We start from the raw sequence: 15,089 nt of genomic DNA, 5'->3' as shown, positions 1-15,089 counted from the left end.
GCAATAACCTGGACGGAAGTTGACGCCCGGCCGCGCGAACCCGCGCCCGCGCACGCGTCACCCGGTAAAGTGCGAGACGCCGCGACTGGCGCGCGCCCCTGCCGGGGTGCTCAGTGGAATCGACCACGAGGGAGCGGCACACCCCGGGCGTGCCCGGGGGCGTCATCGCCGGAGAGCCGTCCGCCTGGGCATCCGGGTCCACGCCGCAGCAATGCGACCGACCCGGGAGGATCCCGTGACCGCGTCCGTACCCTCGCACCCCCGCCACCCCGCCCTGGCGGCAGCCGATCCGGAGCTCGCCGCGCTGGTGGCCGCCGAGGAACAGCTCCAGGCCGACACCCTGCGCCTGATCCCCAGCGAGAACTACGTCTCCGCCGCCGTGCTCGAAGCGTCCGGCACCGTGCTCCAGAACAAGTACTCCGAGGGCTACCCCGGCAAGCGGTACTACGAGGGCCAGCAGATCATCGACCAGGTCGAGACGCTGACCGCCGAACGCGCCAAGGCGCTCTTCGGCATGGACCACGCCAATGTGCAGCCCTACTCCGGCTCCCCGGCCAACCTCGCCGTCTACCTGGCCTTCCTCAAGCCCGGCGACACGGTGCTCGGGATGTCGCTCCCCATGGGCGGCCACCTCACCCACGGCTGGGGCGTCTCCGCCACCGGCACCTGGTTCAACGGCGTGCAGTACGGCGTGCGCCGCGACACCGGCCGTATCGACCTGGACGAGGTCCGCGACCTGGCACTCGCCGAGCGGCCCAAGCTGATCTTCTGCGGCGGCACCGCCGTCCCCCGCGAGATAGACTTCGCGGGCTTCGCCTCGATCGCCCGGGAGGTGGGCGCGGTCCTGGTCGCGGACATCGCGCACATCGCCGGCCTGATCGCCGGCGGCGCACACCCCTCGCCCGCCCCGCACGTGGACGTCGTCTCCACCACCACGCACAAGACCCTGCGCGGCCCGCGCGGCGCGATGCTGCTGAGCCGCGCCGAGCACGCCCGCGCCCTCGACCGCGCCGTCTTCCCCGGACTCCAGGGCGGCCCGCACAACCACACCACGGCGGCCATCGGCGTCGCACTCCGCGAGGCCGCCGCGCCGGACTTCCGTACCTACGCCCACGCGGTGGTGGCCAACGCCCGCGCGCTGGGCGAGGAACTCGCGGCCCGAGGCTTCGACCTCGTCTCCGGCGGCACCGACAACCATCTGCTGCTCATCGACCTCACGAGCAAGGACGTCCCCGGCAAGACGGCGGCCAAGGCCCTCGACCGGGCCGGCATCGTCGTCAACTACAACACCGTCCCCTACGACCCCCGCAAGCCCTTCGACCCCTCCGGCATCCGCATCGGCACCCCCGCCCTGACCTCCCGCGGCGTCCCCGCCTCGGAGATGGCCGCGGTCGCGGACTGGATCGACCGCGTGGTCACCGCCACCCGCACCGGCGACGAGTCCGCCGTCACGAAGGTCCGCACCGAGGTGAAGGCCCTGATGGACGGCTACCCGGCCCCGGGACTGACGTTGTCCTGACCGCAGGCGCGCGGCGGGGGCGGGCGGGGCGGCCGGACCGGCCCCCGCCCGTCGTCGCGCCTGCCGCGGCGACGCGGAAATACCTGTTCACGGACACCCCGTGGAAGCTGGTAGTGTTTCACCCGTCGCCAAGCAAGACAGCGATACGCCCCCGTAGCTCAGGGGATAGAGCATCGGCCTCCGGAGCCGGGTGCGCAGGTTCGAATCCTGCCGGGGGCACTTCCGGAATCAGAGACTCTGGCCAGCAGAAATGCTGGCCAGAGCCTTTTTGCGTGTGCGCGGGGCGCGCACTTTGCACCCCGCCCCGGCCGTTCGCACGCACATCCGGCCACCCTCCACCACCACCCGTCCGGGGACGGAAGTGGGCAAAAGCCGGACGCGGCCACTTCTGCCCGCCTACTCTCGAAGGGTGTCAGGCGCGTGCGGCCGTGTGCTTGTTGTCGACGACAACAAGGTCATCCGGCAGTTGATCAGGGTCAATCTCGAGCTGGAGGGCTTCGAGGTCGTGACCGCGGCCGATGGTGTCGAGTGTCTGGATCTGGTGCACCGGGTGCAGCCCGATGTGATCACTCTCGATGTCGTCATGCCCCGGCTGGACGGTCTGCAGACGGCCACCAGACTGCGCTCCGATCCCCGGACCGGCCATCTGCCGCTGGCGATCATCAGCGCCTGCACGCCGTACGAGGTGGACAACGGTGTCGCGGCGGGGGTCGACGCCTTCCTCGCGAAGCCCTTCGAGCCGAGCGAGCTGGTGCGGCTCGTGCGGCAGTTGATGGAGCGCGGGCGGCCGCCCGTACTCGACGGCAGGCAGGGCGCCGGGCGGGCGGAGAGCGCCGCCGGCTGACCGTATGGCGAAACCGGTTCGCGAAACGCCCCCCTCCCTCCCATACGCTTGTCCCGTGACCCCCGTCGATCTCTCCACGACCGTGCTGCACGCCGTGCGCCGCGCGGTCCATGAGAACGTTTTGCGCGCGCCCGTGCCCGCGCGCGTGCGAGTGGAGAGGACACGCCCCGGCGGGCGGGGCGACTACGCCAGCGCGGTCGCCCTCCAGCTGGCCGGACCCGCCGCACTCACCGGCCGGGAAGTGGCCGAAATCCTGCGGGACCGGATCGCCGGTGCCCCCGGGATCGGGCGGGTCGAGATCACCGGCCCCGGGTTCCTCAACTTCACGCTCGACGCCTCCGCCGACACCGCCGCGCACCGCGCCCTCCTCCACGACGTACGGGAGCGGGGACCGCGCTACGGACACAGCGACGCGCTCGCCGGGCACCCGCTGCAATTCAGCCATCCCCGCGAGGTCCGCGCCGCCGTCACCGCGGACGCCGTGCGCCGGCTCGTACGGGCCCAGGGCGCGCCCGTACGGATCAGCTGCGACGAGGCGGCCGACCCGGACTGGGCGCGGCTGGGCGTGAGCGTCGACGCCGAGGGGCGGCCGCCCACCCCCCTGACGGAGATACGGCCCGTCCCGGCCGGGGCCACCGCCGGCGAGCTGCTGGACCGGCTCGGGGCCGACGCCACCCGCTGGGGGCTGCTGCGGCCGGCCGGCCACGACCGGGCCCCCCTCGGTGACGACCTCCTCGTCCAGGGCGAGGCCAACGCGCTCTTCCGGGTCCGCTACGCCCACTCCCGCGCCCTCGCCCTCGGCCGCGGCGCCGAACGGCTCGGCTTCACCGCCGCCACCGGCAGGGACATCGAAGACCTCACCGGGGCCGGGGCGCCCGCGCTCCTCGCCCTCATCGGCGACCACCCCGCCGTCCTCGTCGCCGCCGCGCACCACCGCGCACCCGACCGGCTCGCCCGGCACCTCGAAGCGGTCGCGCTGGCCTTCTTCGACTTCCACGACTCCGTACCGACGCTCCCCCCGGGGGACGAGAAACCCTCGGCCGCCCACCGCTCCCGGCTGGCCCTCGCCGAGGCCGCCGGGACGGTGCTGGCCGGTGGCCTGTCCCTGCTCGGCGTCAGCGCGCCCCGACACCTCTGAGAGACCCGAGAGAGCAACACGATGAGCCGATCCGCACACCCCGCCGGGCCCCGCCACGCCGACGTCATGTCGGAGGGCCACTACACCGCCCCCGCCGAGGACCTCAACGTCCTCGACGAGAAGGTCTGGTCCCGTACCGTCACCCGCGACGAACACGGCGCGCTGACCGTCGGCGGCATCGAAGTCGCCCGGCTCGCCGAGGAGTTCGGCACCCCCGCCTACTTCCTCGACGAGGCCGACTTCCGCGCCCGGTGCCGCGCCTGGTCCGATGCCTTCGGACCGGGCGCCGATGTCTTCTACGCCGGGAAGGCGTTCCTCTCCCGGGCGGTCGTGCGCTGGCTGAAGGAGGAGGGGCTCAACCTCGACGTCTGCTCCGGCGGCGAGCTGACCACCGCGCTGGACGCGGGGATGCCCGCCGAGCGCATCGCCTTCCACGGCAACAACAAGACGGTCGAGGAGATCGAGCGGGCTGTCTCGGCGGGTGTCGGACGGATCGTCCTCGACTCCTTCCAGGAGATCGTCCGCGTCGCCCACATCGCGCAGCGGCTGGGCCGGCGCCAGCCCGTGCAGATCCGGGTCACCGTCGGTGTCGAGGCGCACACCCACGAGTTCATCGCCACCGCGCACGAAGACCAGAAGTTCGGCATCGCGCTGGCCGGGGGACAGGCGGCCGAGGCCGTGCGCCGGGCGCTCACGCTCGACGGGCTCGAACTCATCGGGATCCACTCGCACATCGGCTCGCAGATCTTCGACATGGCCGGCTTCGAGGTCTCGGCCCGGCGCGTGGTGCAGCTGCTCGCCGAGGTGCGCGACGAGCACGGCGTCGAACTGCCCGAGATCGACCTCGGCGGCGGCCTCGGCATCGCGTACACCTCCGAGGACGACCCCCGCGAGCCGCACGAGATCGCCAAGGCGCTCGGCGACATCGTGACCCGCGAGTGCGAGGCCGCCGGGCTCGCCACCCCCCGGATCTCCGTCGAGCCGGGCCGCGCCATCGTCGGCCCGACCGCCTTCACGCTGTACGAGGTCGGCACGATCAAGCCCCTGGAGGGGCTGCGGACGTACGTCAGCGTGGACGGCGGGATGTCGGACAACATCCGCACCGCGCTGTACGACGCCGAGTACAGCGTCGCGCTCGTCTCGCGGACCTCGGACGCCGAGCCGATGCTCGTCCGGGTCGTCGGCAAGCACTGCGAGAGCGGCGACATCGTGGTCAAGGACGCCTTCCTGCCGTCCGACCTGGCCCCCGGCGACCTGATCGCCGTGCCCGCCACCGGCGCGTACTGCCGCTCCATGGCGAGCAACTACAACCACGCCCTGCGCCCGCCCGTCGTCGCGGTGCGCGACGGACGGGCGCGGGTCATCGTCCGGCGCGAGACGGAGGAAGATCTTCTGCGTCTCGATGTCGGCTGATGCCGTATTTCCGGGACAACACCCCCGGACCCCCGTAAACATCTCAGGATCCGGACGGGTGGCAGGAACACCCGTCCGGTGAGTGAGACTGGTCCACACATCAGATGTAAAGGAAACGAGGTCGGATGATGCGTACGCGTCCGCTGAAGGTGGCGCTGCTGGGCTGTGGAGTGGTCGGCTCAGAGGTGGCGCGCATCATGACGACGCACGCCGACGACCTCGCCGCGCGCATCGGCGCGCCGGTGGAGCTCGCCGGTGTCGCCGTGCGCCGGCCCTCCAAGGTGCGCGAGGGCATCGACCCCGCACTGATCACCACGGACGCGACCGCCCTGGTCAAACGGGGCGACATCGACGTCGTCATCGAGGTCATCGGGGGCATCGAGCCCGCCCGTACGCTCATCAGGACCGCCTTCGAGCATGGCGCGAGCGTCGTCTCCGCCAACAAGGCCCTGCTCGCCGAGGACGGCGCCGCCCTGCACGCCGCCGCCGAGCAGCACGGCCGGGACCTCTACTACGAGGCCGCCGTGGCCGGTGCCATCCCGCTCGTACGCCCGCTGCGCGAGTCCCTCGCCGGCGACAAGGTCAACCGGGTCCTGGGCATCGTCAACGGCACCACCAACTTCATCCTCGACAAGATGGACACCAGCGGCGCCGGCTACTCCGAGGCGCTCGACGAGGCCACCGCGCTCGGGTACGCCGAGGCGGACCCCACCGCCGACGTGGAGGGCTTCGACGCCGCCGCCAAGGCCGCGATCCTGGCCGGCATCGCCTTCCACACCCGGGTGAAGATCGGCGACGTGCACCGCGAGGGCATCACCGAGGTCACCGCCGCCGACATCGCCTCCGCATCCCGGATGGGCTGCACCGTCAAGCTCCTCGCCATCTGCGAGCGCGCCGCCGACGGCGCGTCCGTCACCGCCCGCGTGCACCCCGCGATGATCCCGCTCAGCCACCCGCTGGCCTCCGTGCGCGAGGCGTACAACGCGGTGTTCGTCGAGGCCGAGGCCGCCGGGCAGCTGATGTTCTACGGCCCCGGCGCCGGTGGCGCGCCGACCGCCTCCGCGGTACTCGGCGACCTCGTCGCGGTCTGCCGCAACAAGCTCAACGAGGCTCCCGGCCCCGGTGAGTCCGCGTACACGCGTCTGCCGGTGAGCCCCATGGGCGAGGTCGTCACGCGGTACCACATCAGCCTCGACGTGGCCGACAAGCCGGGCGTGCTCGCCCAGGTAGCGACGGTCTTCGCCGAACAGGACGTATCGATCGATACGGTCCGCCAGCAAGGTCGAAATTCAGCCAGCGGCGACGAAGCCGGTGCCGAGCAGGGTGGCGGCGGGCGACGGGTGGGCGGCAGCGGCGAGGCTTCGCTCGTCGTCGTCACCCACCGCGCGCCCGATGCCGCCCTCTCCGGGACCGTCGAGGCGCTGCGCAAGCTCGACACCGTGCGCGGTGTCGCCAGCATCATGCGTGTTGAAGGGGAGTAAGGACCCATGACCACCAAGGGCACCCACCAGTGGCGCGGCATCATCGAGGAGTACCGGGACCGTCTCCCGGTCACGAGCACGACGCCCGTCGTCACGCTCCGTGAGGGCGGTACGCCGCTCGTACCCGCTCAGGTCCTTTCCGAGCGCACGGGCTGCGAGGTGCACCTCAAGGTCGAGGGCGCCAACCCCACCGGGTCCTTCAAGGACCGCGGCATGACCATGGCGATCACCCGGGCCAAGGAGGAGGGTGCGCAGGCCGTCATCTGCGCCTCCACCGGCAACACCTCCGCCTCCGCCGCCGCGTACGCGGTCCGCGCCGGCATGGTCTGCGCCGTCCTCGTGCCGCAGGGCAAGATCGCGCTCGGCAAGATGGGCCAGGCGCTGGTGCACGGCGCCAAGATCCTCCAGGTCGACGGCAACTTCGACGACTGCCTCACGCTGGCCCGCTCGCTGTCCGACAACTACCCGGTGGCGCTGGTCAATTCGGTCAACCCGGTCCGTATCGAGGGCCAGAAGACCGCCGCGTTCGAGATCGTCGACGCGCTCGGCGACGCCCCGGACATCCATGTCCTCCCGGTCGGCAACGCGGGCAACATCACCGCGTACTGGAAGGGCTACACGGAGTACGCCGGGGACGGCCTGGCCACGCACAAGCCGCGGATGTGGGGCTTCCAGGCCTCCGGCTCCGCGCCCATCGTGCGCGGCGAGGTCGTCAAGGACCCGTCGACCATCGCCACCGCGATCCGGATCGGCAACCCGGCCTCCTGGCAGTACGCGCTCGCCGCGCGGGACGAGTCGGGCGGCTTCATTGACGAGGTCACGGACCGTCAGATCCTGGCCGCCTACCGCCTGTTGGCCTCCCAGGAGGGTGTTTTCGTGGAGCCCGCGTCGGCCGCGTCCGTCGCCGGGCTGCTCAAGGCCGCCGAGGAGGGCAAGGTCGACCCCGGACAGAAGATCGTCTGCACGGTCACCGGCAACGGCCTCAAGGACCCGGACTGGGCCGTCGCCGGCGCCCCCCAGCCCGTCACGGTCCCCGTCGACGCGGTCGCCGCCGCCGAGAAGCTGGGCCTCGCCTAGGTCCTGGCGCCGACCGCCGTCTGCCGCGCGGCAGTGTTCCGGGACCCGGGACACTGCCGTGACGACGGACCGTCAGAAAGCCAGCTCAACCGCCCCTTTTCCGGGCGGAGAGCGCACCGGCGGAATGCGACACGCATCGTGCGCCTCCTGTGCGCCCTATGTCGCCACAGAACCTTCCTTCGATAAGCTGTACCCAACCAGCCCCGCCGCATATGCCGGGGTGTACGGGCCGCTGCGGCTCCCCCCATGAAGAATCCCCAGAACCCCGGAAGCCGCAGCTCCCCGAATTCCCCGCCGCCTCACAAGGAGAGTCGTCACAGCGATGGCCGGTCCCGCCTTCCGAGCCGCCGCCGTCCGGGTGCGCGTCCCCGCGACCAGCGCCAACCTGGGCCCCGGTTTCGACGCCCTCGGCCTGTCGCTCGGCCTCTACGACGACGTCGTCGTCCGCGTCGCGGACTCCGGACTGCACATCGACATCGCCGGCGAGGGCGCGGACACCCTGCCCCGCGACGAGAAGCACCTGCTCGTACGGTCCCTGCGCACCGCCTTCGACCTGCTCGGCGGACAGCCCCGCGGCCTGGAGATCGTCTGCGCCAACCGCATCCCGCACGGACGCGGCCTCGGCTCCTCCTCCGCCGCCATCTGCGCCGGCATCGTCGCCGCCCGCGCCGTGACGACCGGCGGTGACGCCCGCCTCGACGACGCGGCCCTGCTGGAGCTCGCCACCGAGATCGAGGGCCACCCGGACAACGTCGCGGCCTGCCTCCTCGGTGGATTCACGCTCGCCTGGATGGACGGCGGGTCGGCCCGCGCCCTCAGGATGGATCCCTCGGATTCCATCGTTCCGGTGGTTTTCGTCCCCGGCAAGCCGGTACTCACCGAGACGGCGCGCGGACTGCTGCCGCGCACCGTCCCGCACGTCGACGCCGCCTTCAACGCCGGCCGTGCCGCGCTGCTCGTCGAGGCCCTGACCAGGCGCCCCGAGCTGCTGCTCACGGCCACCGAGGACCGGCTCCACCAGGAGTACCGCGCCCCGGCGATGCCCGAGAGCGTGGAGCTCGTGAACCGACTGCGCGGCGACGGCGTCCCCGCGGTCATCTCCGGTGCCGGACCCACCGTGCTGGCACTGGCCGAGGACGGTGCGGCCGACAAGGTCGCACGGCTGGCGGGCGAGGGATGGGCGGCCAACCGGCTCACTCTCGACGCCCACGGCGCGAGCGTGCTGCCGCTCGCTCCATAGCGGAGAAGTGATTGCCGGTGCGTGAGAGGGGGAATGTTTGTTGGAGCCGGTAGTGTTAACCTCAAGTCTGCAATCGACGTCCATGAGGCGCGTTGCTTCGTGTCCCTTTCCGGGACCACCATTTCCTCCGGGAGCCTCCCCAACTGCCTGAGCAGCCTGCCTGAGCAGTTGCGAGCACGCTCCGGAACCGGCACGACACCCCTCGCTCGTCCAGGAGTGGGCCGAGCAGGGGGATGCTCGCGCCGGGCCCATGCACACGTTCATCTCTCCGCCGTACCTAACCGGCGGACCACCGCCCCGGCACGGTCCGCACCGAAGACCGCAGTCGGACAGCACAACCGGTCGCCGAGCCAGAAGGCCGACGTCCGCTCCAGGGAAGGACCCTTCGTGAGCGACACCACCGATCTGATGGGCGTGACTGCCGACAAGAGCGTCGACAGCGCCGCGCCCGCCGAAGGTGCTGCCACTGGCACCACCGCACGGCGCCGCCGCTCCGGCACCGGCCTTGACGGCATGGTCCTGGCCGAGCTGCAGCAGGTCGCGTCCGGCCTCGGTATCAAGGGCACCGCGCGGATGCGCAAGAGCCAGCTGATCGAGGTCATCAAGGAGGCCCAGGCGGGTGGCTCGTCCGCGCCCAAGGCCAAGGCCGCCGCCGCCCCCGCCGAGGGGACGGAGACCAAGCCGAAGCGCCGGGCCACCTCCAAGGCGCGCACCGGTGCAGGTGACGAGACGCCGGCCGCCGCGCCCGCCGAGAAGGCCGCCGCGCAGCAGCAGATCGACATCCCCGGCCAGCCGGCCAGCGACGACCAGCCCACGGGCGAGCGCCGTCGCCGCCGTGCGACCGCGCAGGCGGGCAGCCCGGAGAGCAAGCAGGACACCAAGGCGCAGGCCAAGGACCGCACGCAGGACGAGCCGAAGCACGAGGCCCCTGCCGAGGACCGCTCCGAGGCCAAGGCGGAAGCCGCCGCGGACAACGCCGAGGGCCGTCGTGGCGACCGCCAGGACCGCGGCCAGCGCGGTGAGCGGGGCGACCGCGGCGAGCGCCGTGAGCGTCAGCGCGACCGCCGCGGCAAGGGCGACGAGCAGGGCGGCGGCCAGGGCGGCCAGCGCCAGCGCCAGGGTGGCCAGGGCGGCGGCCAGGGCCAGAACCAGGGCCAGGGCGGCGGCGGACCCCAGGACGACGGCTTCGACGACGAGGGCGGCCGGCGCGGCCGCCGCGGGCGCTACCGCGACCGCCGGGGCCGTCGCGGACGCGACGACTTCGCGGGCGACGCGCCCCCGGTCACCGACGACGACGTCCTGATTCCCGTCGCGGGCATCCTGGACATCCTCGACAACTACGCGTTCATCCGGACCTCCGGCTACCTGCCGGGCCCGAACGACGTGTACGTCTCGCTCGCCCAGGTCCGCAAGAACGGCCTGCGCAAGGGTGACCACGTCACCGGTGCGGTGCGCCAGCCCAAGGACGGCGAGCGCCGCGAGAAGTTCAACGCGCTGGTCCGCCTCGACTCGGTCAACGGCATGGCGCCCGAGACCGGCCGCGGCCGTCCGGAGTTCCAGAAGCTGACCCCGCTCTACCCGCAGGACCGGCTCCGTCTGGAGACGGACTCCAACGTCCTGACGACGCGGATCATCGACCTGGTCGCCCCCATCGGCAAGGGCCAGCGAGGCCTGATCGTGGCCCCGCCGAAGACCGGTAAGACCATGATCCTCCAGGCCATCGCCAACGCGATCACGGTCAACAGCCCCGAGTGCCACCTGATGGTCGTCCTGGTCGACGAGCGTCCGGAAGAGGTCACCGACATGCAGCGGTCGGTGAAGGGCGAGGTCATCTCCTCGACCTTCGACCGTCCCGCCGAGGACCACACCACGGTCGCCGAGCTGGCCATCGAGCGCGCCAAGCGCCTCGTGGAGCTGGGTCACGACGTGGTCGTCCTGCTGGACTCGATCACCCGTCTGGGACGCGCGTACAACCTCGCCGCCCCGGCCTCCGGCCGCATCCTGTCCGGTGGTGTCGACTCGACCGCGCTGTACCCGCCGAAGCGCTTCTTCGGTGCCGCGCGCAACATCGAGGACGGCGGCTCGCTGACCATCCTGGCCACCGCGCTCGTCGAGACCGGCTCGCGCATGGACGAGGTGATCTTCGAGGAGTTCAAGGGCACCGGCAACATGGAGCTCAAGCTCGACCGCAAGCTCTCCGACAAGCGCATCTTCCCGGCGGTGGACGTCGACGCGTCCAGCACCCGCAAGGAAGAAATCCTGCTCGGCAGCGACGAGTTGGCGATCGTCTGGAAGCTGCGCCGGGTGCTCCACGCCCTCGACCAGCAGCAGGCGATCGAGCTCCTCCTGGACCGGATGAAGAAGACCCAGTCCAACGCGGAGTTCCTGCTCCAGATCCAGAAGACCACGCCGGCCCCGGGCAACAACGACTAGTCGAAGCCCGCTCGGCAGCGCTGCACAGGGCCGCCCCCGTCACCTCGGTGCCGGGGGCGGCCCTGTGCCGTACCCCGCGGCGGTCCGAGAGCTTCGCCACACGTACGGCAGCCTCCGCACACTGTCCGCATTGCTTGTACCGGGCAAGAAACCGCAGGTGAGCGAGGGGTCACCGGCTGTTCCCGCACTCCTCGCGGGAGCCCGGCGCTTACCCGGAGGCCACAGGCCGCTGTGAAACGCTGGAGTCCGGACCCGCACACCACTGCAGGGGGTAGCCGGGAGCAGCGAGGGAACGAGGAGAGCATGAGCGAGCAGAGCGGGAGCAGCAGCCGAATACGGGCCACCGGCAGACGCCGGAGGAAGCCGTCCCGCCGCCGCAGGGCGACCGTCATAGCCGCGTGGAGTCTCGCCGGCCTCGTCGTCGTCGGCGGATCGGGGCTCGGATACGCCTACTTCCACCTCAACGGCAATCTCAAGGCCGTCGACATCAACAACGCCCTCGGCAAGAACCGCCCGCACAACGTCGACAACGGCTCCGAGGACATCCTCGTGCTCGGCTCCGACTCCCGGTCCGGCGCCAACGCGGAGTACGGCGAGGACGAGGGCGGGGCCCGCTCGGACACCGCGATGGTGGTGCACGTCAACAAGGGCCACAAGAGCGCGAGTGTGGTCTCCATCCCGCGCGACACCCTCGTCACCCGGCCCGAGTGCACCGGCGACGAGAGCGGCCGGCCCGTGGCGGGGCAGCAGCGCGCCATGTTCAACACGGCCTACGAGGTCGGCGGCCCCGCCTGTGCGGTCAAGACCGTCGAGTCGATGTCCGGGATCCGGATGGATCACTACATCGAGGTCGACTTCACCGGTTTCAAGAAGCTGGTCGACAAGCTCGGCGGCGTCGAGATCACCACCAAGCAGGCGATCAACGACCCCAAGAGCCATCTGAACCTGGAACCGGGCACCCACCGCCTCGACGGCGAGCAGTCGCTCGGCCTCGTCCGTACCCGCAAGAGCGTCGGCGACGGCAGCGACCTCGGCCGCATCCAGCTCCAGCAGGCGTTCATCAAGGCGCTGATGCAGCAGGCCAAGAGCGTGGGCGTCCTGGACGGCACCAAGCTGTTCGGGATCGCGGATACCGCCACCAAGGCCATCACCACCGACTCCGACCTCGGCTCGGTCAAGAAGCTCGCGGGCTTCGCGAGCGGCCTCAAGGGGCTCGGCTCGGACGACGTCCACATGGTGACCCTGCCCGTCCAGTACGACCCCGCCGACCCCAACCGGGTCGTCCCGCTGGAGAAGGCCGGGCGGCAGGTGTGGACCGCGCTGCGCGAGGACCGGCCGATCCCGGCCTCCGCCACCGAGAAGTCGGCGGGCGACAAGGGCGACGCGGGGAAGATCGTCCAGTGATCAGGTCCGCCCGGGAATAGCCGGCCGTCCACCCCGGTTTTGGGAGATACGACCGGTCCTGGCAGACTGGTACGTCGGCCCCGGTTCACGGACGCGCAATCCGCGCGTACGACCCGGCGCCCTCCCGAACCTAGGAGACACCCTTGAAGCGCGACATCCACCCCCAGTACGTCGAGACGCAGGTCAGCTGCACCTGTGGCGCGTCGTTCACCACCCGGTCCACGCTGGACACCGGCGCCATCCGCGCCGACGTCTGCTCCGAGTGCCACCCGTTCTACACGGGCAAGCAGAAGATCCTCGACACCGGTGGCCGCGTGGCCCGCTTCGAGGCCCGCTTCGGCAAGGCCGCCGGCTCCGCCAGCAAGTAGCGAGCCGAATGCGCCGGTCCTTGGCGCCCTCTTCCCGGGGGCGCCGGGGCCGGCGTTTTTTTCCGGCCGGGGTACGGCGTCCCCGTATCCCGCCCGGCAGGCATCCGCCGGCCGGCAGGTACGACGAGCGAAGAAACCAGGAGCCCGAAGATGTTCGAGGCGGTCGAGGAACTGATCGGCGAACAGGCCGATCTCGAGAAGAAGCTCGCGGATCCCGCGGTCCACGCCGACCAGGCGAACGCCCGCAAGCTCAACAAGCGTTACGCCGAGCTGACCCCGATCGTCGCCACGTACCGCTCCTGGAAGCAGACCGGCGAGGACATCGAGACCGCCCGCGAGTTCGCCGCCGACGATCCCGACTTCGCCGCCGAGGTCAAGGACCTGGAGAAGGAGCGCGAGGAGCTCACCGAGAAGCTCCGCCTCCTGCTCGTCCCGCGTGACCCCAGCGACGACAAGGACGTGCTCCTGGAGATCAAGGCGGGTGCGGGCGGCGACGAGTCCGCCCTGTTCGCCGGTGATCTGCTGCGCATGTATCTGCGCTACGCCGAGCGCGTCGGCTGGAAGACCGAGATCATCGACTCCACCGAGTCCGAGCTCGGCGGCTACAAGGACGTCCAGGTCGCCGTGAAGACCAAGGGCGGCAACGGGGCCACCGAGCCCGGCCAGGGCGTCTGGGCCCGGATGAAGTACGAGGGCGGGGTGCACCGGGTGCAGCGCGTGCCCTCCACCGAGTCCCAGGGCCGCATCCACACCTCCGCCGCCGGTGTCCTCGTGACGCCCGAGGCGGAAGAGGTCGACGTGGAGATCCACGCCAACGACCTGCGCATCGACGTCTACCGCTCCTCGGGCCCCGGCGGGCAGTCCGTCAACACGACGGACTCCGCCGTCCGCATCACGCACCTGCCCACCGGTGTGGTCGCCTCCTGCCAGAATGAGAAGAGCCAGCTCCAGAACAAGGAGCAGGCCATGCGTATCCTGCGCTCGCGGCTTCTCGCGGCCGCGCAGGAGGCCGCGGAGCAGGAAGCCTCGGACGTCCGGCGCAGCCAGGTGCGCACCGTCGACCGTTCCGAGAAGATCCGTACCTACAACTTCCCGGAAAACCGCATCTCGGACCACCGCGTCGGCTTCAAGGCGTACAACTTGGACCAGGTGCTCGACGGTGACCTGGACGCCGTGATCCAGGCCTGCGTCGACGCCGACTCGGCCGCCAAGCTCGCCGCCGCCTGATCCCACCGCCCCGCCCCGCTCGTGAACCCGTACGGAGAACCGCGATGAACCTGCTGCTCGCCGAGGTGGCCCAGGCCACCCAGCGGCTGGCCGACGCCGGTGTTCCCTCACCGCGATTCGACGCCGAGGAACTCGCCGCGTTCGTGCACGGCGTCAAGCGGGGCGAACTGCACAACGTGCCGGACACCGACTTCGACGCCCGCTACTGGGAGACCATCGCCCGGCGCGAGGCCCGTGAGCCGCTCCAGCACATCACCGGACGCGCCTTCTTCCGCTATCTGGAGCTCCAGGTCGGCCCCGGCGTCTTCGTGCCCCGGCCCGAGACCGAGTCGGTCGTCGGCTGGGCGATAGACGCCGTGCGCGCGATGGACGTCGTCGAGCCGCTGATCGTCGACCTCTGCACCGGATCGGGCGCCATCGCCCTGGCCATGGCCCAGGAGGTGCCGCGCTCGCGTGTGCACGCCGTGGAGCTCTCCGAGGACGCCCTCAAGTGGACCAGGAAGAACGCCGAGGACTCCAGGGTCACCGTGCACCGCGGCGACGCCCTGACGGCCCTTCCCGAGCTCGACGGCCAGGTCGACCTGGTCATCTCCAACCCGCCCTACATCCCGCTCACCGAATGGGAGTATGTGGCCCCGGAAGCCCGCGACCACGACCCCGAGATGGCGCTCTTCTCCGGTGAGGACGGGCTCGACACCATCCGCGGCATCGAGCGCACCGCCCACCGTCTGCTGCGCCCCGGCGGCCTCGTCGTCATCGAGCACGCGGACACCCAGGGCGGCCAGGTGCCGTGGATCTTCACCGAGGAGCGGGGCTGGGCCGACGCGGCCGACCACCCCGACCTCAACCGGCGCCCCCGGTTCGCCACGGCCCGCAAGGCGATGCCGTGACCGGGGCCCGCCACCCGTACGACCCGTACCAGCCCTACCCGTACATGCTTGAGGA

The 15,089-nt window shown here is 71.3% G+C and carries 12 protein-coding genes and 1 tRNA gene; all 13 read left to right on the top strand.

All coding sequences use genetic code 11. The features are described from left to right. The first annotated feature begins 235 nt into the window (after positions 1-235). The 13 genes from glyA to prmC all read left to right on the top strand — a co-directional run bounded on the left by glyA (position 236) and on the right by prmC (position 15,034). The gene (gene glyA, locus RLT58_RS11105; RefSeq protein ID WP_311310232.1) at positions 236-1,519 is read left to right on the top strand and encodes a serine hydroxymethyltransferase; all 1,284 of its coding nucleotides are present in this window, start codon (positions 236-238) and stop codon (positions 1,517-1,519) included. 147 nt (positions 1,520-1,666) lie between these two features. Further along, positions 1,667-1,738 (top strand) — tRNA-Arg (locus RLT58_RS11100). A 211-nt stretch (positions 1,739-1,949) separates the two neighbouring features. Then, complete coding sequence (locus RLT58_RS11095) at positions 1,950-2,363, top strand: response regulator (RefSeq protein WP_311310231.1); 414 nt, start codon at positions 1,950-1,952, stop codon at positions 2,361-2,363. 55 nt (positions 2,364-2,418) lie between these two features. After that, positions 2,419-3,501, top strand: coding sequence for an ArgS-related anticodon-binding protein NrtL (gene nrtL, locus RLT58_RS11090; protein WP_311310230.1), 1,083 nt, complete (start codon positions 2,419-2,421; stop codon positions 3,499-3,501). A gap of 21 nt (positions 3,502-3,522) precedes the next feature. Continuing rightward, on the top strand, positions 3,523-4,914 hold the full coding sequence (lysA, locus tag RLT58_RS11085) for a diaminopimelate decarboxylase (protein WP_311310229.1): 1,392 nt from the start codon (positions 3,523-3,525) through the stop codon (positions 4,912-4,914). 125 nt (positions 4,915-5,039) lie between these two features. Further along, positions 5,040-6,395, top strand: a complete 1,356-nt coding sequence (locus tag RLT58_RS11080) for a homoserine dehydrogenase (RefSeq protein ID WP_311310228.1) — start codon at positions 5,040-5,042, stop codon at positions 6,393-6,395. A gap of 6 nt (positions 6,396-6,401) precedes the next feature. Further along, on the top strand, positions 6,402-7,472 hold the full coding sequence (gene thrC, locus RLT58_RS11075) for a threonine synthase (RefSeq protein ID WP_311310227.1): 1,071 nt from the start codon (positions 6,402-6,404) through the stop codon (positions 7,470-7,472). A gap of 322 nt (positions 7,473-7,794) precedes the next feature. Next, entirely contained in the window at positions 7,795-8,712 is a 918-nt protein-coding gene (gene thrB, locus RLT58_RS11070) for a homoserine kinase (protein ID WP_311310226.1), read from the top strand. A 387-nt stretch (positions 8,713-9,099) separates the two neighbouring features. After that, the gene (rho, locus tag RLT58_RS11065) at positions 9,100-11,145 is read left to right on the top strand and encodes a transcription termination factor Rho (RefSeq protein WP_311310225.1); all 2,046 of its coding nucleotides are present in this window, start codon (positions 9,100-9,102) and stop codon (positions 11,143-11,145) included. 303 nt (positions 11,146-11,448) lie between these two features. Further along, entirely contained in the window at positions 11,449-12,549 is a 1,101-nt protein-coding gene (locus tag RLT58_RS11060; RefSeq protein ID WP_311310224.1) for an LCP family protein, read from the top strand. A 143-nt stretch (positions 12,550-12,692) separates the two neighbouring features. Beyond that, positions 12,693-12,917 carry a 50S ribosomal protein L31 gene (gene rpmE, locus RLT58_RS11055; RefSeq protein ID WP_311310223.1) on the top strand — a complete coding sequence of 75 codons (225 nt, stop codon included), beginning with the start codon at positions 12,693-12,695 and terminating at the stop codon, positions 12,915-12,917. A gap of 150 nt (positions 12,918-13,067) precedes the next feature. Beyond that, on the top strand, positions 13,068-14,144 hold the full coding sequence (gene prfA / locus RLT58_RS11050) for a peptide chain release factor 1 (RefSeq protein ID WP_311310222.1): 1,077 nt from the start codon (positions 13,068-13,070) through the stop codon (positions 14,142-14,144). Positions 14,145-14,188: 44 nt separating this feature from the next. Beyond that, positions 14,189-15,034, top strand: a complete 846-nt coding sequence (gene prmC / locus RLT58_RS11045; RefSeq protein ID WP_266782894.1) for a peptide chain release factor N(5)-glutamine methyltransferase — start codon at positions 14,189-14,191, stop codon at positions 15,032-15,034. Positions 15,035-15,089 lie beyond the last annotated feature (55 nt).

This window comes from Streptomyces sp. ITFR-16 (assembly GCF_031844705.1).
Classification (GTDB): Bacteria; Actinomycetota; Actinomycetes; order Streptomycetales; family Streptomycetaceae; genus Streptomyces.
Note: the sequence above shows the minus strand (reverse complement) of the source record. Positions and strands in the feature narration are given on the sequence as shown.

Excerpts from the sequence above, each read along its gene's own strand:
- lysA (WP_311310229.1), top strand. The coding sequence starts at position 3,523 with ATGAGCCGATCCGCACACCCCGCCGGGCCCCGCCACGCCGACGTCATG.
- RLT58_RS11080 (WP_311310228.1), top strand. The coding sequence starts at position 5,040 with ATGATGCGTACGCGTCCGCTGAAGGTGGCGCTGCTGGGCTGTGGAGTG.
- thrC (WP_311310227.1), top strand. The coding sequence starts at position 6,402 with ATGACCACCAAGGGCACCCACCAGTGGCGCGGCATCATCGAGGAGTAC.
- thrB (WP_311310226.1), top strand. The coding sequence starts at position 7,795 with ATGGCCGGTCCCGCCTTCCGAGCCGCCGCCGTCCGGGTGCGCGTCCCC.
- RLT58_RS11060 (WP_311310224.1), top strand. The coding sequence starts at position 11,449 with ATGAGCGAGCAGAGCGGGAGCAGCAGCCGAATACGGGCCACCGGCAGA.
- prfA (WP_311310222.1), top strand. The coding sequence starts at position 13,068 with ATGTTCGAGGCGGTCGAGGAACTGATCGGCGAACAGGCCGATCTCGAG.
- prmC (WP_266782894.1), top strand. The coding sequence starts at position 14,189 with ATGAACCTGCTGCTCGCCGAGGTGGCCCAGGCCACCCAGCGGCTGGCC.